At 68.4% G+C, this 21,628-nt stretch carries 17 protein-coding genes; 9 read left to right on the plus strand and 8 right to left on the minus strand.

The window, feature by feature from the left end; translation table 11 throughout:
• Window positions 1–57 precede the first annotated feature (57 nt).
• The 3 genes from AB0M54_RS17390 (at window position 58) to AB0M54_RS17400 (ending at window position 5,146) form a co-directional block, all read left to right on the plus strand.
• The gene (locus AB0M54_RS17390; RefSeq protein ID WP_364472233.1) at window positions 58–1,944 is read left to right on the plus strand and encodes a BTAD domain-containing putative transcriptional regulator; all 1,887 of its coding nucleotides are present in this window, start codon (window positions 58–60) and stop codon (window positions 1,942–1,944) included.
• A gap of 165 nt (window positions 1,945–2,109) precedes the next feature.
• Window positions 2,110–3,606, plus strand: coding sequence for a hypothetical protein (locus AB0M54_RS17395; RefSeq protein ID WP_364472236.1), 1,497 nt, complete (start codon window positions 2,110–2,112; stop codon window positions 3,604–3,606).
• Window positions 3,596–5,146, plus strand: coding sequence for a peptidoglycan DD-metalloendopeptidase family protein (locus AB0M54_RS17400; RefSeq protein ID WP_364330619.1), 1,551 nt, complete (start codon window positions 3,596–3,598; stop codon window positions 5,144–5,146). The genes AB0M54_RS17395 and AB0M54_RS17400 overlap by 11 nt, the downstream gene beginning before the upstream one ends.
• A gap of 271 nt (window positions 5,147–5,417) precedes the next feature.
• Here AB0M54_RS17400 and AB0M54_RS17405 read toward each other — a convergent pair whose 3' ends face one another.
• Window positions 5,418–7,367, minus strand: coding sequence for a S53 family peptidase (locus AB0M54_RS17405; RefSeq protein WP_364472238.1), 1,950 nt, complete (start codon window positions 7,365–7,367; stop codon window positions 5,418–5,420).
• Between the two features lie 332 nt (window positions 7,368–7,699).
• On the opposite strand from AB0M54_RS17405, the gene AB0M54_RS17410 reads away from it, so the two are divergent.
• A complete protein-coding gene (locus AB0M54_RS17410) occupies window positions 7,700–9,379 on the plus strand; it encodes an N-acetylmuramoyl-L-alanine amidase (RefSeq protein WP_364472240.1) in 1,680 nt (559 codons plus the stop codon).
• A 30-nt stretch (window positions 9,380–9,409) separates the two neighbouring features.
• The gene (locus tag AB0M54_RS17415) at window positions 9,410–10,543 is read left to right on the plus strand and encodes a hypothetical protein (protein ID WP_364330610.1); all 1,134 of its coding nucleotides are present in this window, start codon (window positions 9,410–9,412) and stop codon (window positions 10,541–10,543) included.
• 28 nt (window positions 10,544–10,571) lie between these two features.
• Here the strand turns inward: AB0M54_RS17415 and AB0M54_RS17420 are convergent, their stop codons facing one another.
• The 5 genes from AB0M54_RS17420 to AB0M54_RS17440 all read right to left on the minus strand — a co-directional run bounded on the left by AB0M54_RS17420 (window position 10,572) and on the right by AB0M54_RS17440 (window position 16,555).
• On the minus strand, window positions 10,572–12,875 hold the full coding sequence (locus tag AB0M54_RS17420) for a BTAD domain-containing putative transcriptional regulator (protein ID WP_364472243.1): 2,304 nt from the start codon (window positions 12,873–12,875) through the stop codon (window positions 10,572–10,574).
• 270 nt (window positions 12,876–13,145) lie between these two features.
• Window positions 13,146–14,501, minus strand: a complete 1,356-nt coding sequence (locus AB0M54_RS17425; RefSeq protein ID WP_364472246.1) for a hypothetical protein — start codon at window positions 14,499–14,501, stop codon at window positions 13,146–13,148.
• A 190-nt stretch (window positions 14,502–14,691) separates the two neighbouring features.
• Window positions 14,692–14,823 (minus strand): hypothetical protein, encoded by a 132-nt coding sequence (locus AB0M54_RS17430; RefSeq protein WP_364472249.1) that lies wholly within the window; start codon window positions 14,821–14,823, stop codon window positions 14,692–14,694.
• 30 nt (window positions 14,824–14,853) lie between these two features.
• A complete protein-coding gene (locus tag AB0M54_RS17435) occupies window positions 14,854–16,071 on the minus strand; it encodes a glycosyltransferase (protein WP_364472252.1) in 1,218 nt (405 codons plus the stop codon).
• 49 nt (window positions 16,072–16,120) lie between these two features.
• Window positions 16,121–16,555 (minus strand): hypothetical protein, encoded by a 435-nt coding sequence (locus AB0M54_RS17440; protein WP_364472255.1) that lies wholly within the window; start codon window positions 16,553–16,555, stop codon window positions 16,121–16,123.
• A gap of 727 nt (window positions 16,556–17,282) precedes the next feature.
• On the opposite strand from AB0M54_RS17440, the gene AB0M54_RS17445 reads away from it, so the two are divergent.
• Entirely contained in the window at window positions 17,283–18,620 is a 1,338-nt protein-coding gene (locus AB0M54_RS17445) for an IS701 family transposase (protein ID WP_364472258.1), read from the plus strand.
• Window positions 18,621–18,974: 354 nt separating this feature from the next.
• Here AB0M54_RS17445 and AB0M54_RS17450 read toward each other — a convergent pair whose 3' ends face one another.
• Window positions 18,975–19,253, minus strand: a complete 279-nt coding sequence (locus tag AB0M54_RS17450) for a hypothetical protein (protein WP_364330591.1) — start codon at window positions 19,251–19,253, stop codon at window positions 18,975–18,977.
• A gap of 365 nt (window positions 19,254–19,618) precedes the next feature.
• Between AB0M54_RS17450 and AB0M54_RS17455 the strand changes: the two genes are divergently transcribed.
• Window positions 19,619–20,158 carry a tyrosine-type recombinase/integrase gene (locus tag AB0M54_RS17455; RefSeq protein ID WP_364472288.1) on the plus strand — a complete coding sequence of 180 codons (540 nt, stop codon included), beginning with the start codon at window positions 19,619–19,621 and terminating at the stop codon, window positions 20,156–20,158.
• On the opposite strand, the gene AB0M54_RS17460 is transcribed toward AB0M54_RS17455, so the two are convergent.
• Complete coding sequence (locus AB0M54_RS17460) at window positions 20,113–20,607, minus strand: EAL domain-containing protein (RefSeq protein ID WP_364472261.1); 495 nt, start codon at window positions 20,605–20,607, stop codon at window positions 20,113–20,115. The two genes, AB0M54_RS17455 and AB0M54_RS17460, sit on opposite strands and share 46 nt — an antisense overlap.
• A 10-nt stretch (window positions 20,608–20,617) precedes the next feature.
• Between AB0M54_RS17460 and AB0M54_RS17465 the strand changes: the two genes are divergently transcribed.
• Window positions 20,618–21,298, plus strand: coding sequence for a response regulator (locus tag AB0M54_RS17465; RefSeq protein WP_364472291.1), 681 nt, complete (start codon window positions 20,618–20,620; stop codon window positions 21,296–21,298).
• A 65-nt stretch (window positions 21,299–21,363) separates the two neighbouring features.
• A complete protein-coding gene (locus AB0M54_RS17470; protein ID WP_364472264.1) occupies window positions 21,364–21,543 on the plus strand; it encodes a hypothetical protein in 180 nt (59 codons plus the stop codon).
• The last annotated feature ends 85 nt before the right edge of the window (window positions 21,544–21,628 follow it).

Consider the following 21,628-nt stretch of genomic DNA (forward strand, 5'->3'; position numbering starts at 1 on the left):
AACGAGGGTTCGGCAACCGCCGTCTACTTCCGGATCCTGGGCCCCCTCGAGGTTCGCATGAACGGCCGGACCGTCGACATCTCAGCACCCAAGCTGAGGACCATCCTCGCCTCGCTGCTGCTCCAGCCGGGTGAGGCCGTGCCGGTGGAGACCCTGATCGACCGCCTGTGGGACACCACCCCACCACTGCGCGCTCGTGCCGCGCTGCAGACCTACACCGCGCGCCTGCGCGGCATCCTGGGCGGCGACGGGCTGGTACGCACACGCGCCGGCGGTTACGCGATCGAGCTGCCACCCGGCTCGTCGGACATCCAGGAGTTCGACACACTGCTGGCGACGGCCCGCTCGGCCATCACACGAGGAGACCGTCAGTCCGGCCTGGAGGCGTTACGCGAGGCCGCCCGTCTGTGGCACGGGCCCATCCTGTTCAACGTGGAATCGGCCACGCTGCACCGCGAAGCCGTACCAGGCTTGCTCGAGAGGTGCATGGAGGCCTCGGAGCGGCGGTTCGAGCTCGAGCTCGCGTTGGGAAACCATCGGATCATCCTGGAGGAATTACGCGCGCTCACCGGTGCGCATCCCATCCGGGAAGGAATGCGCGCACAGCTGATGCGGGCGCTCTATCGCTCCGGCCGGCAGGCCGAGGCGCTGCAGGTCTACCGCGACACTCGCGCGGTGCTACAGGCCGAGCTCGGGTTGGACCCGGGATTCGAACTGCGCTCCGTTCAGCAGGAGATCCTGCACGGCAGGGACGGACCCGCGGAGCCCGATCCGGGGTCCTACGCGGTGCTGTGCCAGCTTCCGCCATCCCTCTCGGACTTCGTCGGCAGGGTTGACGAGGCCGCGCATCTGGAGGGCCGGCTCACGCGTGCGGACGCGGTGCCGATCGTGGTCGTCAGCGGTGTGGCGGGAGTGGGCAAGTCGACGCTCGCGGTACGCGTGGCCCATCGCCTACGACCGCAGTTTTCGGACGGCCAGCTCTACGTCAACCTGGAGGGCGCCGGTCCAGCGCCCCGGGATCCCGCGGAGGTTCTCGGCGAGTTCCTGGATGCCCTCGGAGGCGAGCGATCCGTGCTCCCGCAGGGACTCGAGGCGAGGGCGGCGGCGTTCCGCTCACGGGTGGCCGACCGGCGGGTCCTGATCCTGCTCGACGACGCCGTGGACGCGGAGCAGGTGACACCGCTGCTACCCGGCACGCCCGGGACGGCGGTGCTCGTCACGAGCCGGGGCGCCCTGTCCGAACTGCCCGGCGCTCACCAGCGGCGATTGCAGCCGTTCGCGGTCGAGGAGGGCGTAGGGCTCCTCGGCCGGATCATCGGTGGGCGACGGATCGCCGCCGAGCGACGGGTGGCGGAGGAGATCGTCGACCTGTGCGGACGTCTGCCGCTGGCCGTACGTATCGCCGGCGCGCGGCTCCAGCCGCAGCCGACACTGCCATTGAGCGCATTGGCCGACCGGCTCCGCGACAACACCCGCCGCCTGGACGAGCTGTCGATCGGCCGCCTCGGAGTCCGCTCGAGGCTGGAGCTGGCCTACGCGGGCCTCGCCCCGCACGTCCAGGTGGCATTGCGCCGGATCGGACTGATGCCACCCGGCGCGTTCGCGGCGTGGACTCTCGGTGTGCTCTGCGACGGCAGCGACGGGGAACGTCTCGCCGAGCACCTGGTCGCCTCCGGACTGCTCGAATCGGTCGGCGCCGACCCCACCGGCGAGGCCCGTTACCGCCCGCACGACCTCACCGCCCTCTTCGCCCGGGAACTGGCGGGCCGAGAGGACGCGGACCTGACCCGGGCCGCGTTCGAGCGCCTTGCCGAACATGCCCGCACCTCGGTCCGGGACACCGCACTCGCGTTCGGCGTTCCAGTTCTGCGTCCCGGTGTCACGGCGCGGGGGCTGAACCGCGAGCTGAGTGCGAAACGGCTCTTCGATCGGTGGGCAGGGTGATTCGCGGCCGCGAAAGCCGGACGACAGAACGCCGAATGGCCGACGGTCGATATTGACTCCTGTAGATCGACGGTTGTTCGGCCGGACGGAATCGCGGCCACGACCCTCGTCACCCGCCGGCATCCGGTACGGCCCGGCGGATCGAACCAGATACGGAGATCAGTCATGGCTCCACGCCCCATCACAGGCGCGCGAATACTCGCCGGCGTCGTCCTCGCCATCAGCGCGATCGCTATCCCCTCACCCGCCGCGGCGGAATGCCCGTCGGTCCCGCCCCAGCACGATCCGGCGATCATCCAGACCGTCTACGACGTCGGGGTGAGCCGCAGCGTCACCGACAAGGTTCTGCTCGCCGCGTTCGAGACCGGCTGGGTCGAGTCGCACATGAACAACCTCGCCTGCGGCGACAAGGACTCCCTCGGCGTCTTCCAGCAGCGGTCGTCGCAAGGCTGGGGCACGCCGGCACAGATCATGGACCCGGTCTACTCCTCGAACAAGTTCTACGATCTCGCGATCGCCATGGATCTGCAGTATCCGAACGACTCCGCGGGCGGCATTGCCCAGCGCGTGCAGAGGTCGGGGCACCCGACCCGCTACGACGAGAACGAGGGCAAGGCCCGCGAGTTGCTGGCTCTGGTGACCGGCGTTCGTGGGCCGTCGCCGAACCCGGCGTTTGCCTACGGCAACGGCGAGCGGCACTACTTCGGGCGGAACATCAGCGGCAACCTCGCCCACTCCTGGACCAACCCCGCGGTCGGGCACCCGGAGGCCGATGTCTGGGCGGGCTCCGCGGTCACCGGCGATCCGGTCACCTTCACGCACGGCGTCGAGCAGCACGTGTTCGCCCGTACGCCGCAGAACGATCTGGCGCACTGGGTCTGGTATCCCGGCGTGCCGAACAACATGCCGGTGCTGGACGGCTGGGGCGCCACCGGCCGGGTCACCTCCGATCCAGCCGGCTTCTCCTACGGCGACCAGCAGCACGTGTTCTACCGGGCGCCCGACGGCAGCCTCGAGCATCGCTGGTGGGACGCCTCCGAGTGGCAGGTATCCCATGACACCTGGCCTGGCCCGACCATCACCGGTAACCCGGTCGCATACACGTTCGGCACCGAGCAGCATGTGTTCGCCCGTACGCCGGAGGGCAAGCTGGCCCACTGGGTCTGGTACCCGGGCATTCCGAACGACCTGCCGATCGCCGACGACTGGGGCACCACCGCCGGTCAGGTCGTCTCCGACCTCGCCGGTTTCTCCTACGGCGACCAGCAGCACATCTTCTTCCGGACCGCCGCCGGCACCATCGCCCACCGTTACTGGGACGCCTCCGAACGGCGGATCGTGAACGACGGTGACTGGGCCGGCGCCACGGTCACCGGCAACCCGGTCGCCTATGGGCACGGCAAGGAGTACCACGTCTTCGCGCGCGGCACGGACAACAGCCTCAAGCACTGGGTGTGGTACCCGGGGGTCGCGAACAACCGGCCGGTGCTCGACGAGTGGTCCGCCGCGGGCACGGTCGCCGGTGACCCGGCCGGCTTCGCCACCGGCGACCAGCAGCACGTCTTCTTCCGCAGCGCGGACGGCACCCTGGCAACCCGCTTCTGGGACGCCTCGGACCGGCGCGTCTACGCCGAGAACTGGAGCGGCCAATATGCCGGCTGACCGCCCGTCACCGCTGGGCCGACGGCGCACCACCCTGGCCGCCGTGCTCGCCACGATCGCCCTGATCACGGCCGTGCTTCCCGGCGCGCCGGCCGCCGCGGCGGGGGCGCGGCCCGACTTCAAGGCGCCGTGGCCCTGCGATGAGCCCCGGCTCTACTTCCACCACTCCACCGAGGTCGTCAACGCGATCGACTACAACGTGATCGGATCGAGTGGGCTGGGCACACCGGTGCTCGCGTCCGCGCCCGGCACCGTCGTCTCGGCCCAGGTCAACGGCGGTTACGGGAATGAGGTCGTGGTTGACCACGGCGGTGGATGGTCGACCCGGGTGGCGCACCTGTCCGCGTTCTCCGTCGGGCTCGGCGCGAACGTGGCGCAGGGCCAGGAACTCGGCAAGGTCGGCTCGACCGGCAACTCCAGCGGCCCGCACCTGCATTTCGAGCAGATCGCGGACGGTGTGCGCCAGCCGATCGTCATCGACGACACCGCGATGCGCTACGACGGCGGCACCTACACCCACACCGGCCGCAACTGTGGCGTCTCCTCGAACGGCTCCACGAACCGGGCCTTCGTGTACGGGAACGAGCGGCACCACTTCGAGGTGAACGCCGCCGGACAGCTCGTGCACTCGTGGTCGAACCCGGGCGCACCCGGCCCGCAGTCCGACATCTGGACCGGCAGCGCGGTCACCGGAAAGCCGGCCGCCTTCGTCCACGGCAACGAGCAGCACGTCTTCGCCCGCACGCCGGACAGCAATCTGGCCCACTGGGTGTGGTATCCGGGCGCGCCGAACAACCTGCCGGTGCTGGACGGCTGGAACGCCACCGGCCGTGTCGCCTCCGACCCCACCGGCTTCTCCTTCGGCGATCAGCAGCACGTCTTCTACCGGACCTCGGACGGCAAACTGGAACACCGTTGGTGGGACACCTCCGAGTGGCGGATCTCCACCGACGTGTGGACCGGCCCGGCCATCGCCGGCAATCCGGTCGGCGTGGCGTACGGCGGCGAGCAGCACATCCTTGCGCGTACCACCGACAACAAGCTGGCCCACTGGGTGTGGTTCGAGGGCATCGCGAACAACCTGCCGGCGGCGGACGCCTTCGGCACCACCGCCGGGGAGGTGACCTCGGACCCGGTCGGCTTCGGGTACGGCGACCAGACGCACGTCTTCTACCGATCCGCGGCCGGTGGCGTCCAGCACCGCTACCGGGACGCCTCCGAGCAGCGGGTCACCGCCGACACCTGGCCGGGCGCGACCACCGTCGGCACGCTCCTGGCGTACACCTACGGCGACGAGCAACACCTCTTCGCCCGTACCGACACCGGCGCGCTCGCGCACTGGGCGTGGTATCCGACGGCGGCCGGCGGACTCCCGGTCCTCGACGAGTGGTCCCCCGCCGGCACGGTGACCACCGATCCGGCCGGGTTCGTCGCCGGCGACCGGCAGAACGTCCTTTACCGCCGACCCGACGGCCGGCTGGAGAATCGCTACTGGGACGCCTCCGACGCGGCCATCCACACCGAACCGTGGAACGGATGACCCGCGTCCATTCGTGGAACACCCCGGGGCCGGCCTGACGCCCCGGGGTGTGTCTTAACGAGAGACCGATGAACAGACGAACGATCGTGGCGACGATCGGAATCCTCATCGGTCCGATCCCGGCCGCCCCACCGGCCGCCGGCACGGAAGACCCGCCGCCGGAACGCAGTGGCTGCGCGCGGCGGAACGCGCACCAACCCCCTCTTCTCCTGGGCGCCCCGGACCCACGTCTCCGGTGCGGTGACCGGTCACCGCACCGGAGACGCGTGAGCTACCGGGCCGTCGTCCTTTCCGGGTCCGGGTCGGGGGCCAGGAAGTAGGCGGTGCGCGGGGATCCGACACCGGTCATGTCGTCGTAACCCCGCCCGGTGGCGATCGTCTGCGGAAACTGCATGCTCCGCAGCGAGTACGTGACGCCGCCCGTGTCGTCGATCCGGTTGACGTAGTCCGCGCGCACCTGTGCACGGGTGGTGGTGTCCGCGACATCCTGGAGGTCACCACGGTTGGCGTAGTGGTACAGCAGCGGGTTGACGAAGCCGTGGTGCATATGGGCCTGCTGGTCGGCGACTGCCATCATGCCGGCGAGAAGCGGCGACGCGAGGCTGGTGCCCCCCGAGCGGGACTCGTTGTATCGGACGCCGTCGGGGAACGTCTGGGCATAGCCGATGACCATCCCGGTGGCCGGGTCCGCGACCATGGCGATGTCCGGGACCGCGCGCCCGCGCCCGCCGTGCCGCGTGGCGATCGCGTCGGGCACGACCCCGACCTGGTAAGACGGCTGCGCGAACACCTGGCTGGTGCCGCCGCCGGTGCCGGAGGAGAAGTTGCCGGGCGGGGCCGGGGTCCAGGCACCGTCCCGCAGGTCGGAACGGGCGGTCACCCACCCGGTCTCGAAAAGGTACTCGCCGTTGCGGCCGATGCCCAGCGACGTGCCGCCGACGGCGGTGACGAGCGGCTCGGAGGCCGGGTGCGCGGTCACCGGCTTGCCGTCGGCCGTGATCCGGGAGTTGTCCCCGGTGTCACCGGTGGCGAAGTAGACGCCGATCCCGGTCGCGCCCGCCTGGAGCATCGTCGCGTGGTAGGCGTCGAAGAGCGCCGAGTTGACCCGCTCGTCATTGACGCCCCACGAGTTGGTGACGATGTCGGCGAGGTGGCCGTCGACGACCTTGTTGACCGCCTCGTACTGGTCGCGGTCATCGCAGCTCGCGGCGGTGACCAGGGTGATGTCCGCGCCCGGGGCGATCGTGTGCACCGCCTCGACGTCGATCGCCTCCTCGGTGTACCACGACGGCTCTCCGCACTCCTCCCCCCAGCGGTAGCCGCCTGCGGGCTCGACCTGCGTGAACTGGCCGGGCTTCATGGCCGGCAGGCCGTAGCGTCCGCTGTAGGTGTTGAGGTCGGCGAGCACCGAGGGCGACAGATAGGACGCGACGACGGCAACCTTCACGCCGCGACCATCCACACCGGACGCGTGCGCCTGCCGGACACCGTACGCGCTCTGGATCTGGCTCGGGGTGTACCCGCACACCGCGTAAGGCCAGTTGTTGCCGTACGCCGGCGGCTTGGTGGGGTCCACCTTCTGTCCGAAGTAGTCGGAGCAGGGACGACCGGCACGGACCGCCCCCGGCGGCGCGGCGGCGTTGGGCTGACCCTTCGCCGACGCTCCGGCCGGCATGCCGTCGCCATGGAAGGAGCGGGTCAGGATACGGCGCTCCGCCAGCCCGGACACCCCCGCGACCACGGACCGCAACGCCCCGGGAACGGTGACCGCCGTCGCGGGCGCCCGGCCGTGCTCCGCGGACGTCCGCAGGTCGGTGCCGAAGGCCCGCTCGGCCGCGGCGACTCGGCCGGTGGCCCGCACGTAACGCCGGTTCGAGGGCACGGCGGTAACCGTCAGGCCACTGCCGGTCAACCAGTCGGTGACGTGCGCCAGGTCCTCGTCGGTGGTCGCGTACCGTTGACGGAACTCCTGGGCGGAGAGGTACTTGCCGTAGCCGTCGCTGCGGGGATCGCTGGCCGCTTTGACGAACTTCTCCAGCGCGGCGGTCTCGCGCCCGGCCAGGTACACATCGACGGTCAACGCAGCGTCGCCCGCCGCGTCGGCGGTTGCCGCCGTGATCAGGCTGTCGGCCCGCACGGCGACCCGTTCCGCGTCAGCGGCCTCGGCCTGGGTGGCGAACGCCAGTTGGCCCAGGGCGAGGGCCATCACGGCGGTCGCCATGGTTCTTGTCCTGCTTCGCATGTCGTCCCTTCCGGTCTCACGTGGACACCACGGCGGTGCTCCGCCGGCACCCACGCCGTCTGAACGCCCGTCGGATCAGGCGTTTTGCCGATCACACCACCGGTCTATGACATATCGCTCTCGTACGGATGGCGCGGCTCCAACCGATCGCGTTGACCTGCGGGGCAAGGCCGGGGCGGGACGGCTGAAGGTTTCTTGAAGGGCGTCGTGTCACGGTGTCGGCGCACAGCCCGGCGTGGCTTTGATCAGTCGGCCGGGCGTTGCCGGCGGCCATCTGGCCGTCCGGAGCGGACAAGAGATCCGGAGTAGACATGTCACCTCGTGCGGTTTCCCGCCGTTCGCTGCTCGGCGGCGCCACAGCCGTCGGCGCCGGCATCGCACTCGGCGGATTCCAGTTCGGATCCGGCCCGCGACCCGCCGGCGCCGCGATCTCGGCCGCCGACATCATCCCCTGCGACTCGTGGGGAGCCCGGCAGCCGGACCAGAACCTCACAGTGATCGGCCGCAACCCCGACAAGATCCTGATCCACCACACCGCGAGCGGCAACGAAAACGGGACCGCGCTGGCGAACGCGACGGCGATGGCGCGATCGATCCAGAACGACCACATGGACACGAATGGCTGGGGCGACACCGGCCAGCACTTCACCGTGTCCCGGGGCGGATACCTCCTGGAGGGACGCCACCGCAGCCTGGAGACGCTGGCGGCGGGCCGGGGCATGGTGGTCGGTGTCCACTGTCCCGACCAGAACGACAAGGCGATCGGCATCGAGAACGAGGGCACCTTCACCAATGTCGGCCCGCCGGCCGCGCTCTACGATCGCCTCGTCGACCTGTGCGTCTTCATCTGCCAGCAGTACGGCATCCCGACCACGCAGATCTACGGTCATCGGGACTTCTTCGCCACCGCGTGCCCTGGCGACGTCTTCTACCCCATGCTCGCGCAGCTGAGGTCGGACGTCGCGAGCCGGCTGGGCGGCGGCGGCCAGACACCCAACCAGGCCTTCGGGTACCTCGGCGAGCGGCATTTCTTCGGCCGCGGCGAGAACGGCGACCTCGCCCACTCGTGGCTGAACCCCGCGGTCGGGCACCCCGAATCGGACGTGTGGGCGGGATCCGCGATAGCCGGAAAGCCGGTCGCGTTCACCCACGGTAACGAGCAACACGTCTTCGCCCGCACACCACAGGACAGCCTGGCGCACTGGGTGTGGTACCCGGGCGCCCCGAACAACAAGCCGGTGCTCGACAGCTGGGCCCCGAACGGCCGAGTCACCTCGGACCTCGCCGGCTTCTCCTACGGCGACCAGCAACACGTCTTCTACCGGGCACCCGACGGCAGCCTGGAACACCGCTGGTGGGACGCCTCCGAATGGCGGATCTCCAACGACACCTGGCACGGCCCGGCCATCACCGGCAACCCCGTCGCATACACCTTCGGCACCGAACAACACGTCTTCGCGCGCACACCCGACGGCAAACTGGCCCACTGGGTCTGGTACCCCGAAATCGCCGGCAACCTCCCGGTCGCCGACGACTGGGGCACCACCAACGGCCAAGTCACCTCCGACCCCGCCGGCTTCTCCTACAGCGACCAGCAACACATCTTCTACCGCGCACCCGACGGCACCATCGCCCACCGGTTCTGGGACGCCTCCGAACGAAGAATCGTCACCGACAACGACTGGGCCGGCGCCACCACCACCGGCAGACCACTCGCCTACGGACACGGCAGAGAACAACACCTCTTCGCACGCGGCACAGACAACAGTCTCAAACACTGGGTCTGGTACCCAGGCGTCACCAACAACCGCCCGGTACTCGACCAATGGTCCAACCCCGGCACCGTCAGCAGCGACCCCGCCGGCTTCGCCACCGGCGACCAGCAACACGTCTTCTTCCGCGCCCCGGACGGCACCCTCGAAACCCGCTACTGGGACGCCTCCGACCAACGCGTCCACACCGAGAACTGGAACGGCCGATACGCCGGCTGATCAGGCAACAACTCACTTCAAGGAGGTCACATGTCGACAACTCCATCCCTGGAGTCCCGACCCCGACACACGGTGCTGACAGCGGTCCGCGCCGTCACGGCGGTGTTCACCACCACGGCGGTGCTCGCCACCGCGCTGGTCGGCACAGCCACATCCGCGACGGCCGCAAGCCCGTCGTCGAGCGGCTCCACGAACCAGGCGTTCGTCTACGGCGGCGAGCGGCACCTTTTCGAGATCGACCCCGCCGGCCGGCTCGCGCACTCATGGTCGGCCCCGGCGCCCGCGACGTCCCGGTCCGAGATCTGGGCCGGCCGACCGGTCACCGGCAAGCCGATCGCGTACGTCCACAACGACGAACAGCACGTCTTCGCTCGCACACCGAACAACAACCTCATGCACTGGGTCTTGAAGGCGGGCGCCCAGCCGAGGGGCGAGTACGTGGACACCTTCAACCACGTGAGATCCGACCCTACCGGCTTCTCCTTCGGCAGCCGGCGTCACGTCTTCTACGCGACGAACGGGAGCCTGGAACACCGCTCGTGGGACGACTCCGGGAAGTCCACCAAAGACACCTGGGCGGGGCCGGCGATCACCGGCAATCCGGCCGCCCTGGTGCACAACGGCGAGCAGCACATCTTCGCTCGCGCCGTGGACAACCGGCTCGTGCACTGGGTCTGGTACGACGGCATCGCGAACAACCTGCCCGCCGTGGACGACTTCGGCACCGGACCCGCTGCGCTGAGTTCGGATCCGGTGGGCTTCGGATACGACGATCAGGTACACGTCTTCGTGCGGTCGGGCGGCGGCGGTGTGCAGCACTACTACCGTGACGCCTCGGACGGGCGGATCACGGCCGTCGGCTGGGCCGGGCCGGACGTGGTCGGCTCCCTGCTCGCGTACACGGTCGGTGACAGGCAGCACCTCTTCGGACGCACTGCCACCGGCGGGATCGTCCACTGGGTCTGGTACCCGTCCATCCCGGGCAACTGGCCGGCCACCGACGAGTGGTCCCCGACGGGAACTGTCGCGACCGCGTCTGATCCGGCCGGTTTCGCCATCGACGACCAGCAACAGGTCTTCTTCCGGCGGCCCGACGGACGCCTGGAGAACCGCTACTGGGACGACTCCGATCAGTCCCTTCACGCCGAAACATGGGCCGGGTGACCGATCTTCGACCCCCGATCGGTTCGGGTCACGCCCGGACCGGTCGGGACATCGGGCGCGGAGAGCGGGATTCGCCGACCGTCTCGGTCAGCTCCCGGCTGCTGTGCCGGCGGAAGATGACCTGCGCGGCGCCGGAGGCCTGCCGGGCGCTGTGGCTGAGGCCCGCCGACTCGTGCAGCCATGCCATGTCACGAAGAGTGCGAGCCTGCCACAGGGGAAGCCGCAACTCCTTCCAGCGGTGCAGCGCCTGGCGCAGGTTGTCCTCGGCGTTGGTCAAGCTGCCCGCCACCAGCCACGCCTCACCCAGCGTCCGCAGCACGAGCGCCTCGCCGAACGTGTCATGCAGCCCCCGGCAGGTCCACAGGATCGGCTGCAGCCGGCGGATCGCCTCGGCCGGCCGCCCCTGGCGAAGCTCCACCTTCGCCAGTGACTGGTCGGCGTAGGCGGTGCCGAGCCGGTCCTCCGCACGCGCGAAGAGCGACCTCGCGTCACGGAAGTGGGCGGCGGCCTCCTCCAGGGCGCCCCGAGCGCGGGACACCAGCCCTGCGCCCCGCAAGGCGGTCGCCTCCCCCGTGCCATGGGCTTCGGCGCGGTAGGCGATACGCGCCCGCAGGTAGCATTCGGTGGCGGTATCGAGCCGCCCCTGCTCCAGGTGGGCAGCGCCGATCGCGTTGTACAGGAACCCCGACGTAAGTTGGTCGCCGGCCGCGTCGATGGGACCGAGAGCGCCTCCCAGGTGCCGCAGGCCGACGTCGAACCGGCCTTGCCCGACCAGCACCCGGCCCAGCCCTGCGGTGATCACCGCCGCCGCGTGGCCGCCGGCGGCAGTCGGCCCGAGCATGGCCAGCGCCCGCTGGTGATAGTCGGCGGACGCCTCGAACCGGCCCTGCTCGAAGCACATCCGGCCGAGGCTGTGAAGAACGGCCGCCTCCGTGGCGCGGTCACCGACGTGGCGGGCGGCGGCCAGGGCCGCCTCATGCGTGCGGTGCCACTCGGTGAACTGGTTACGATGAGCGAAGGTGGCTCGCACCAGCGCCGCCGCCAACGCGCAACACTCGTCCACGGCGCCGGTCGCACCAGCCCTTTCCACAATGGAGACCAAGGTGCCCAGCTCGGCCTGCAACTGGCTCTGGACGCCTGCGCGGCGCCGCCTGCGCGGCGCCGGGACGCTCCAGGTGGCCGGCGTCGACGGGTACGTAAGGCCGGGAATCGGAAGTGCCGGGTGCTCGTCGACCATCATCAGCGCCGCCCGGGCCGCCCGAGCGGCGTGCGTACGCCGGGTGGCCGGGTCGGAGTCCCGGCCGAGCGCCGGGGCGCCGGCGACCACGCTGTACCGTGTCTGCCCGGCTGGATCCCGACTCGTGGGCACCAGCAGGCCGGCGGTGACGAGCTGCCTGCTCGTCGGCGGCGAGTGATCCGCCGCCGCCCGCGGCACGAGCGCGTCTACCAACCAGCCCGCGACATCGGTCAGCCTCAACGACGTCAGCGCGGACACCGTCTGGCGCGCGGCGGGCGACAGAGTGGCCCAGCCTGAGCCGGGCTCGACGTGCGCGCCTCCCCCATGGATCTCCGCATAGGCACGGTGCAGGTGGTCGCCGGGCGGCGCGCCCACCTGGGTGGCCAGGACCTCACAACCGGTCTCGTAAGCGGCCAGCGCGTCGGCGATGCGACCGGCGCGATGCAGGGCGGTGACGAGCTGGCCCCGAAGCCGTTCGTCAAGCGGGTATCGTGCGACCAGGGCGACCAACTCGGCGATCAGATCACCGCTGGACCCAGTCGTCAGCGCAGCCGACATGCGCTCGACCGCGCACGCCCGATGCAGCTCGGCCAAACGCTCCGCGTGCCGCTCGACGGCGACGCCGCGCAGGCCCTCCAAGGGTGTGCCGCGCCAGAACGACAGCGCCCGGGACAGCATGGCCGCGCCCGTAGCGTGGTCACCGGCGGCCACCGCCCGCCGGCCGCGGTCGCGCAACCGTTCGAACTCGGTCAGATCGAGCCGGCCGGAGCGCACCTCCCAGGCGTATCCGGGCAACCGGCGGGTGATGACAGGACCGTGCCGGTCACGCAGCGCCGTCCGCAGGGTCGACACGTACGTGTGCAGCAGTGAGGTGGCCCGCGCGGGTGCCTTGTCGCCCCACAGCGTGTCTACGAGCCGGTCGATGGAGACCGCCTCGCCCTGCGCCAGCAGAAGCTCGGCGAGCAGCGTGCGAGGTTTGAGGCCGCCGAGGTCGAGGTCACGGCCGGCACGGCGGGCGCCGACCGGACCCAGCAGGCGGAGGTGTAGACCGCCCGGCCCGGAAGGGAAGGGACTCCCGCCGAACACCGTGGACATACGACCCGACTTCCGGTTTGGCCTACCTACGGAGAATGATCGATATCCGAGCATTTCCTACGCGCTGACGGTCCTCAAGCCCCGCAACGCCCAATCGACGTGCGCGCAAGCAGCGCGACAGCGCGAAGAAAGAATCGCCCAGGCAGACATCACTCGGGTTCTGGCAAGCCCGGGACTGCGAGCACATCGATTCACATACGTACGCACAATGGGTGGACCACCCGTAGCATGAAAGGCTGCCGGCGACACCGACGTCATTGCCAGGTAAGGCTATTGACGGCAGGGATCGGGACGGACAATGGGCGCCAACTGGCCGTTGATGGCACCGCCGGACTCACTCGCGGAGAAGAAGCGGCGCTGGTCATCGTTCTCGCTGGTGTCCCAGGTCCAGAACAACCAACCGGAGAAGCCTTGCCGGCAACTGTCCACCTGATGTTCCCGCATCGCGTTCGCGGCCTGTGTCACGCTGCCGTCGAACGAATCGCGATAGGCGCCCGTCTCACCCATCAGCACGATGCCTTGCACGTCGTCCCACTCGCTGGATGCCAGATCATCCAGAAGCGAGTACGTCTTGCTGTACGGCAACCGCGGATACACGTGCAGATCGAGGAAGTCCAGCCGTGAATAGGCCGTCAGCACAGCCGGGCGCACCGGGTATCGCCACAGGTCAGGGTGGCCGCAGTCGGCCGAGCAGGAGTGCTGCATTCCGTCCGGCCCATCGCGATCGACGGCCCGATGAGTGAACATGCCGATGGTCGTCAGCAGCTGGGGATCCACGGCGCGGGCCGCGGCGGTCATCCGGTTGGCGTACTCGACGATACTGGCATCGGCTGCCTGCTGGCGATCGGCGGGCTTGGACATGTCGTAAACGATCCCGTTCGCCGGCCTGACCGTGCCGGTGTGCCGGGAGAACGGGCGGAGGTCGGTCCGCCACGTAGCCTCGTTATCGAACTGCAGCCCGAGCAGGGTGCTCATGAGCCCGCTCCCCAGGCGATCACGGATCGCCGTGACGAACTCCCGGACATACGTTTCTTTGGCCTTGACATGGCCTTCGTGCATGTACATCAGGTTGACGGATTCGATATTGAGTTGAGCACTGTCAACACTGCCGACCAGACCGTAGTAGTACTCGTTCTGCGGGAAGATACCGAGCACTGGCAACACGTAGACGCGATGGATCGCCGCTCGGCGCATGAAGTCGGCGACGTTGTCCAGGTAGGGGCCGTAACCGACGCTCCGATCGCCCACGCCGCGGCCGAGCCCGTGCGCATGTCCGGCCTTCGCGTCCGGGATGCTGCCGGAATCGATGAAGACCCGGACCAGGGTGTAGCCGTCGTGCTGGAGCTGTCCCAGAGTCCGTTCCGCCCGAGCCGCGTCGTACAGACCGGGCTCAAAGGTGGAGTGGAACCACCCCGAGGAGGATTCGGCAAGCCGTGCGTAATTGAAACCGCGAGGACGAAATGCCTTGCCGGTGGAGCTCTCGACCAGGGTGCCCCGTCCCTTGGTGCGCGGCGCCGCGATCCTCGGCAACGGTGCAGGGGCGGCCTGCACGATCTGTGCCGGTCCCGACCCGGCGGAGCCGCTCACGGTCTGGGCGGCGGCGACCCCAGTGGAAAGCACCAACAACCCCAACACGCTGATTCCGAAGGCGGTTCGACGTCCTGTCCGCATCACATTCCCCACACTCGGTTGCACAGTTGGATCAGGACCACGCAGTCCCACTCGGCCGCGAACTCTAGAGCCTGCCGCTGTCGTCTCGCTGTCGCGCCGATATCGCGAGGTGACCCGCCCGGGCAGCGGCGCGCCCGCGTACTTGTTACGCGCGGACGTCACCGGACCGGGCGTGCCCCTCGAACAGTTCGGCCCGCGCGGCCCGGCCACACAACTCACCGAGCATGGCGCTGGTCAACGGTTTCACCCGCGAGGCCAACGACATCCTGCGGTTCATCACGGACACCACGATCTGGTTCTCCAACAATCAAAGCGAAGGTTGCCGGTAGTGCGGTCGCAGACGGGATTCCTCAAAGAATGAGTCGGTCCAGGGCGCGCAGAGCTCACGATATTCTTTGGATTTCGTGCCTTGATTCAGCTGCTCGAGCAACGCGACGATGACTGCGTCGAGATGTCGCCCGGACGGGTCGACGACGCTTTCCGTTGTCAACTCCTCGTCGCTGCGTCGTCTTATAGCCTCGATGAGTCCGGCCCCGGTCACCATACCGCCGAGTAGCTCGCGAATCGTCCGGAAATAGAAGGCGTCGGCCCCGGGCAGGTCCTCGCAGTTTCGGTAGACAGTCAGCCAGTCGCCCATGGCGGAAAGGCGCTGACACGCCGATCCGAGCGCGAGGCGGTAATAGTCATGGGCGCTACGGCGGTCGCCAGTGTCGGTCGGCCTGCCCGCCAGTTCTTTGAGCCTCTCGCACAGACTCAGCAGTTCTGAATGGTCGTGCACTGCCAGTCCGTCGCGGACGGTGAAGTACCACCATCGAGGGTTGTCGGGGTCGTCCAGTCGGGCCGCCGCGAGCAGGTCGAGGTTTCTTTTCCTTTTGTTCTTGTCCATGACAACCGCCGGGCTGTAGCCGTCGTGGTTCATCTGGATGTCGACGGTGATGACTTCTACTGGTGTGGGCGAGCCCTGAGCAATCACCGGGTACTCGTGCACCTGGCCGCGGAAGCGAATCGCGCTGTCTGCCTTGAAGATGCGCGGCAGGTCGTGTGTGTATTCGCCGCGGTCCACGTGAACTATCTCGGGCGCGAACGTCAGACGAGACACGTTCTCCAGCCGAGACAGGGACATAAGGCAGGGTCGCAGCCGTCGTGCCGCTTCCTCGGTCAACCACTCGTCGGCATCGAGGAAGACTATCCATCCCCTCCCGACGGCGTCGATTCCCCGATTTCTTGCGTGTGCGAATGAATTAGCCCATGGCGTCCGGAGCAACCGGACGCCATGGGCGATGTAATCTCCGACAATATACGCGGTATTGTCCGTGGATCCCGTGTCGAGGACAATAATGTCGTCGAAATCTTGACCGATTACGCTGTCCAGACAGCGGGCGATGCAGCGTTCCTCGTCCTTGGCGAGAATGACGATGCTCACCGGGCTCGACTGCTCGTCCTCGGCAACCTTCACGGATGTCAACCGGGTCGGCGAGCCGGTTATCCATGTCGTCGGCAGGGTCAGGTCTTTCCGGTCGTGCACAGTAGTCACCCCTCGCCCGTCGATTGGCCGGCCTCCGTACACTGACGATCTACGGGCGACCGCAGGCCGACGAATCGGGCAGTGGCGTCGATCCGCCGCAGCCGTACCAAGAGCCTTCGAAGATGTAGCAGACGTAGTAAGAGGTTATCCAATCCTCATCGACGAAGTAATAGTTCACGAACGCCTGGGGGTTGCCGCATGTTTTCGTGTGGTCCCTTCGCACAAAGTCAGGTGTGAAGCAATCGCTCTGGATGACAGGACCTGACGTAGCCGCGGACGGGGCGCTGGCCGCCTGCGCCGGAGCGGCTCCCACCGCCAACATTGAAGCACCTGCGAGAAGCGTGCAGAATACACTCCGCTTCACCGCAATTCCTGCTCCCCGGCTCGGGCGATCAAGAATCGAATCCGCCGCTGTCCGGCTCGGCGAAAGATCGACCAGTTCAGCTTCGAGAGTGGCCAGAAAGGCTTGCCGTTGCGTGTCCAACGTGACCTCCGTAGAGAAGCATCGGTGCAGAAGGCCACCCCGATGCGTTCGAGTCCTGCCTTTACGCCGCGGTGGAACTCAGGAGCAGGTGAGTGGAGAGAGAGCCCGCGGTAAGGGATTGAATTCTCGGATGAGAGTTCGGCGCTCCTTTGGTCAGAGTAGGCGGGCAATACGGCCACATCAAGAGACGTAGATGTCGCGACAGCGATATGAAAGTATTGTGAAACCGCGAGGCCAACGGACGCTCAAGGCACTGGGCCTGGGGCCGATGGCGAGATCGTCGCCGACCCCATTGACGCGATACGCTGGTTCGGTGGTCGCGAGCAGCGGCAACACCTTGACCGAGACTCCGGTTGGTTTCATTCGTCCGCCGGTGAGGTGGTTGAGGGCATCGACCTGGCCGGACGGCGGGCGATCCCCAGCCGGACCACGCTGACCGCCGTTCCGAAGACTGATCCCGCGGTGATCGTGAAGGCGGGACTGGACGGCTCGAGGCTGGCGACTGGGAAGTGCTTGCCGACGAGTGGTCCCGCGTCGCGAAGGCCGCTCTCGCCGCAGACTCACGTGTGTATTACAACGACCCGTACGACCTCCTGCAGAACTGCGCGGTTGCCGGACCTTCTTGCGTTCTGCTGCGTTGCACCGGCTGGTGTCGGGTCGAGTGCTTGGAGCGCTGGTGGTTCATGCGGTGTGTCCGCCGGCTGCGGGTCCGTTGGAGGACTACGCGGTGTGTTTCGATGAGTTGTTCTCCCGGTTGGCGCAGCGGCGAGGTTTCCGTGAGTATCTGACCGGCCTGCTGGCGCCGCGGGATCGCAACAAGACCTTGACCGGCCTCGCCGGAACCGAGCCGGTCAAGGGAGCGCAACATGCTGCGGTGCAACGGTTGCAGTACTTCCTGTCGCAGTCCACCTGGGACGCTGATGAGGTCAACCGGCGACGCCTGGAGCTGCTGGTCAACGCTCCGGCGACCGCGCCGCACACGCGTGGGGTGATCGCCATCGACGACTCCGGCGACCGCAAAGACGGCACCGCGACGGCGCATGTCGGACGGCAGGGGCTGGGCCGTTACAGCAAGACCGACAACGGCATCGTCACCGTGACCACGGTCTGGGCCGACGAACGTGTCTACTATCCGCTGCACGCCGAGGCCTACACCCCGGCCTCCCACTTCCCCCGCAAGCAGGCCGACCCCGAGTTCCGGACCAAACTGCAGATCGCCGACGACCTGATCGACAAAGCGCTCGCCGCCGGCGTGGTCTGCCGGGCGGTCGTGGCGGACAGCTTCTACGGCGACCACGACCCGCTACGCGGACAGCTCAGTCAAAGCGGACTGGGGTTCGCCATGGCCCTCAAACCCTCCCGCGGCACCTGGCAGTACGGATCCCAGGCCCACACCCCGAAGGACGCCGCCCGGGCCGTGCCGTGGGGTGGCCCGGAGGCTCCCGGCGGCTGGCACCCGGTCCAACGCCGGTTCTGCGACGGGCACACCGAAACCTGGTGGGCCACCGACGCCCAGCTCGTCTGGTGGGGGCCCGACGGACACACCCGCCTCGTCATCGCCACCACCGACCCGGCCACCCTGCCCGACAAGGCCACCTGGTACCTGGCCACCAACCTGGCACGCCCCGGCGGCCCACACGACACCCCCGATGCCGCCCACGAACCGGCAGACCTGACCGAAGTCGTCCGGCTCTACGGGATCCGGCACTGGATCGAGCAAAGCTACAAACAAGTCAAAGACGAACTCGGCTGGGCCGACTTCCAAGTCCGCTCCGCCACCGCGATCCGCCGCCACCAAACCCTGGTGAACTGCGCGTTCTCGTTCTGCTGGAACATCTGGTTCGACCCGCCGTCCACGAACGACACCGCCGCGACTGTTCCGGAGCCGTTCAGCGACAACTCCGGAGAGAGGGGGCACTCAAACCCCGCCGCCGGCCGAACACCCCAGCTGGCCAAAAGCGCTACGCGCTGTCCGTGCCTGGCTCACCCCATGGCTGCTGCTCCACCGCTACTGGACTGCTTGGAGCAGCAAGCCGCCACCCGGCGAACTACCACCATAAGGTGACAACTACCGCTAGTGCTGTGACCACTCGCGCTTCCCCAGGTTGGGTGGGTGTTGTGGTTCCTCGCCGCACGGGTGTGTGGTCGAGCGACTCCCATCCGGGCGGGGTAGGGCGGCCCTCAGCTGGCCAACGGTCGGCTCGCCGTCGTCCCGTGCCGGCAACTCAGGCAGCGGCAAAGACCATCGCAGCGCGGGAAGCCCGCCGTTGCGACGGCCCGGGGCGCCGCCAAGAAGAAGATCATGCCGTTCATCCGCGAGTGGCAGGTCACCGGCAAATGCGCGTGGGCTGACACACCGGGGGTGAGTGCCTTGTGGAAAGGCACTCACCCCGGTGCTCGGTTGCTGGCGACCGGACGGTCAACAGCCTGCGGTGATGTGGTTCGACTCGGCGAACAGGTAGTCGCCGCCGGCCGTGTATCCCTCGTGGATCACCCGGTACTCGTACTGGCCGGTGCCCCCGCAGTCGTAGCCGACGCCGTAGTCCACGTCATTGGCATTGACGTTCGCCGTCTGCATCGTCTCCCAGCCGTACCACCGGCTCCGCTGCACCTCGACGTAGCTGGTACCAACGCCGCAGTTGCCGCTGCGCCAGCCGTCGCCGCGGATCTGATTGCCGCTCCGGTACGTGGTACCCACGTGGAGATCGCACGACGCGATCACGGGAACGCTGGCCGTTGTCGCGGTGCCGCCCGTGCATGCCGGTTGGGCCGGCGGGACGGCCGAGGGTCAGCGCGAGCACCACCGCGAACCGGATGCGCCGGCGGCGGGCGGCTGCGGGCGGGTCAAGGTCGGGCTCGGCGACGGCCGGGGGCGGAGGTGCGCTCATGCCGCTGTTGCGCATTCAATTGGTGCCCTCTCCGCGGCGACCACACGCGCTGGTCTGAACCGCGCAGCGAATCGAGGCGCGGCAACAGACCGGTCAACGGCCGTCAGTAGCCGTATGGACGGTCGAGCAAACCGCGACCTTCCTGTCCTTCGTTGCGCAGGACCGCTTGGTGGTGATGTGGTGGCTGATCGCGCTGCGCGGCCTGCGCCGTGGTGAAGCCGCGGGGCTGCGGTGGGCAGACGTCGACTTGGACGCCGGGGTGGCGATGATCGAGCAACAGCGCATCGCTAACGGCCACCTGGTCACCGTCGGCCAGCCGAAGACCGCGGCCAGCCGCCGGCTGATCGCTCTGGACCGGCACACGGTCCGGCTGCTCCGCGAGCACCGCCGCCGGCAACACGTCGAGCAGAAAGCGGCGAACGAGGTCTGGCAGAACACTGGGTACGTCTTCGTCGCCAAGGACGGCGCGGCGTTGCACCCCGACGTCCTGACCCGCCGCTTCCGTCATCTGGTCGGCGAGTCCGGGCTGCCGCCGGTCCGGCTGCACGACCTGCGGCCGCTCGCGTGTGCCGTTCCGCAGCGTCGGATCGGCGGCCAAGAACCGGATCGTGTCGTTGGTACGCCGCCAGGAGTTCGATGGGGGCAACGACGAACAGACATGTGGTTGAGTCAGGGCACCGCCGAGATCTCAACTGTTGACGGTGTGGTTTCATGAGTGCGAAGCCAGTCGGTGAAGTCGTTCGGGCGCATGGGCCGGGCGTAGTGGAAGCCCTGGGCGATGTCGCAGCCAAGTTGGTGCAGGGCTGCGACGTGGGCAGCGCCTTCGACTCCTTCAGCGACGACGGTCAGGCCGAGGTTGTGACCGAGGTCAATGGCTCCCTGCACCAGGTTGGCGTCGTCATGGTCGCTGTCCATGTGTAGGACGAAGGCGAAGGCACTGGCCCCGGCCTGGCCACCGTCTACGGCATCATCACCCAAGCCGGCGGCCACGCCGAGATCGCCTCCGCACCCGGCGCCGGGACCGCCTTCACGATCGTCCTGCCCGCCACCGACCAACAAACCAGCTCCACACCGCAACCGGTCCCAACCACCGCCACCGACGCCAGCGGCGGAGGCGAAACGATCCTGATCGTCGAAGACGAGGAAGCCCCTACGGGAAGTCACCCGCCGCATCCTGACCCGCAACGGCTACCACGTCCTCACCGCCGCCAACGGACCCGAAGCACTCAAGATCGCCGAACACGGCACCGAGGACATCCACCTGCTCCTCACCGATGTGATCATGCCGCACATGCTCGGCAAGGAACTCGCCGCCGCCATCGGCGAGCTCTCCCCCCACGCCCGGGTGCTGTACATGTCCGGCTACGCCCAACCCGTCCTAGCCTCCCAAGGCACCCTGGACCCCAGCGTCATCCTCGTCGAAAAACCCTTCACCGAACCCGCCCTCCTCAACCGGATCCGAACCGTCCTCGACACCCCCCCAAACCAACCAGCATCAACTGCACCCGGTCCAGAACTCACCGCACAACCCCCCGATGATCGACTTCAGGATCGAGATCTTCCGGATACTCCTCGCCGCTGGCGCGAAACAACCGACGTAGGCGGCAACGGCATCGCCGTGGCCGACCGGATTCGGAGCCAGGAGCTACGAACGGCAACCAGAACGGCTGCGACGCGATCCCCACCACAGCCGGGCCGAAGTCGATCGCACTCCACGGGGATCTCCGCACTCCTGGTAGCCCGCAACCGCGCAACCGGCGAGAACACGACGCTAACCTTGATCAATTGCCGGTCGATCGTCCGGCAGGTACTTGACGTGACTGGGCTACTCGGGCCGCTCACCGGCGAATACTGACGGTCTGAGCCACCCCAACCCTTTCTCGCGTGTCCCGCTACTCCCGGTAGCGCCTGAACGGGCAGGTGATAGCGACGCCGGCCGGGCTCGCCGACCTGCACCTGATCTTCACCATGGCAGCGCTCGCGGAGAGTCTGGCCGACCCGCGCGAGGCGCAGGACCGGTTGCCACCAGGCGCGGGCCGCCCAGAACGCGGCCGGGGGCAGCTTCCCGACTACCGGCCGTCCGCCGGCCCGGGTCCGTAACGCGAACGGTGTTTCTGGCATTGGTCAGTAGTTCTCGGCGGCCGGCCAGCGGTCACCGAACGTGATGGCGAAGGCATTCAGCACG

This window comes from Actinoplanes sp. NPDC051470 (genome assembly GCF_040682035.1).
Taxonomy (GTDB): Bacteria; Actinomycetota; Actinomycetes; order Mycobacteriales; family Micromonosporaceae; genus Actinoplanes.

What these genes read in the sequence shown, in the direction of transcription:
- AB0M54_RS17390 (WP_364472233.1), top strand. Translation starts at nt 58, where the DNA reads ATGAACGGCCGGACCGTCGACATCTCAGCACCCAAGCTGAGGACCATC.
- AB0M54_RS17395 (WP_364472236.1), top strand. Translation starts at nt 2,110, where the DNA reads ATGGCTCCACGCCCCATCACAGGCGCGCGAATACTCGCCGGCGTCGTC.
- AB0M54_RS17400 (WP_364330619.1), top strand. Translation starts at nt 3,596, where the DNA reads ATGCCGGCTGACCGCCCGTCACCGCTGGGCCGACGGCGCACCACCCTG.
- AB0M54_RS17405 (WP_364472238.1), bottom strand. Translation starts at nt 7,367, where the DNA reads ATGGCGACCGCCGTGATGGCCCTCGCCCTGGGCCAACTGGCGTTCGCC.
- AB0M54_RS17410 (WP_364472240.1), top strand. Translation starts at nt 7,700, where the DNA reads ATGTCACCTCGTGCGGTTTCCCGCCGTTCGCTGCTCGGCGGCGCCACA.
- AB0M54_RS17415 (WP_364330610.1), top strand. Translation starts at nt 9,410, where the DNA reads ATGTCGACAACTCCATCCCTGGAGTCCCGACCCCGACACACGGTGCTG.
- AB0M54_RS17420 (WP_364472243.1), bottom strand. Translation starts at nt 12,875, where the DNA reads ATGTCCACGGTGTTCGGCGGGAGTCCCTTCCCTTCCGGGCCGGGCGGT.
- AB0M54_RS17430 (WP_364472249.1), bottom strand. Translation starts at nt 14,823, where the DNA reads ATGAACCGCAGGATGTCGTTGGCCTCGCGGGTGAAACCGTTGACCAGC.
- AB0M54_RS17455 (WP_364472288.1), top strand. Translation starts at nt 19,619, where the DNA reads ATGTGGTGGCTGATCGCGCTGCGCGGCCTGCGCCGTGGTGAAGCCGCG.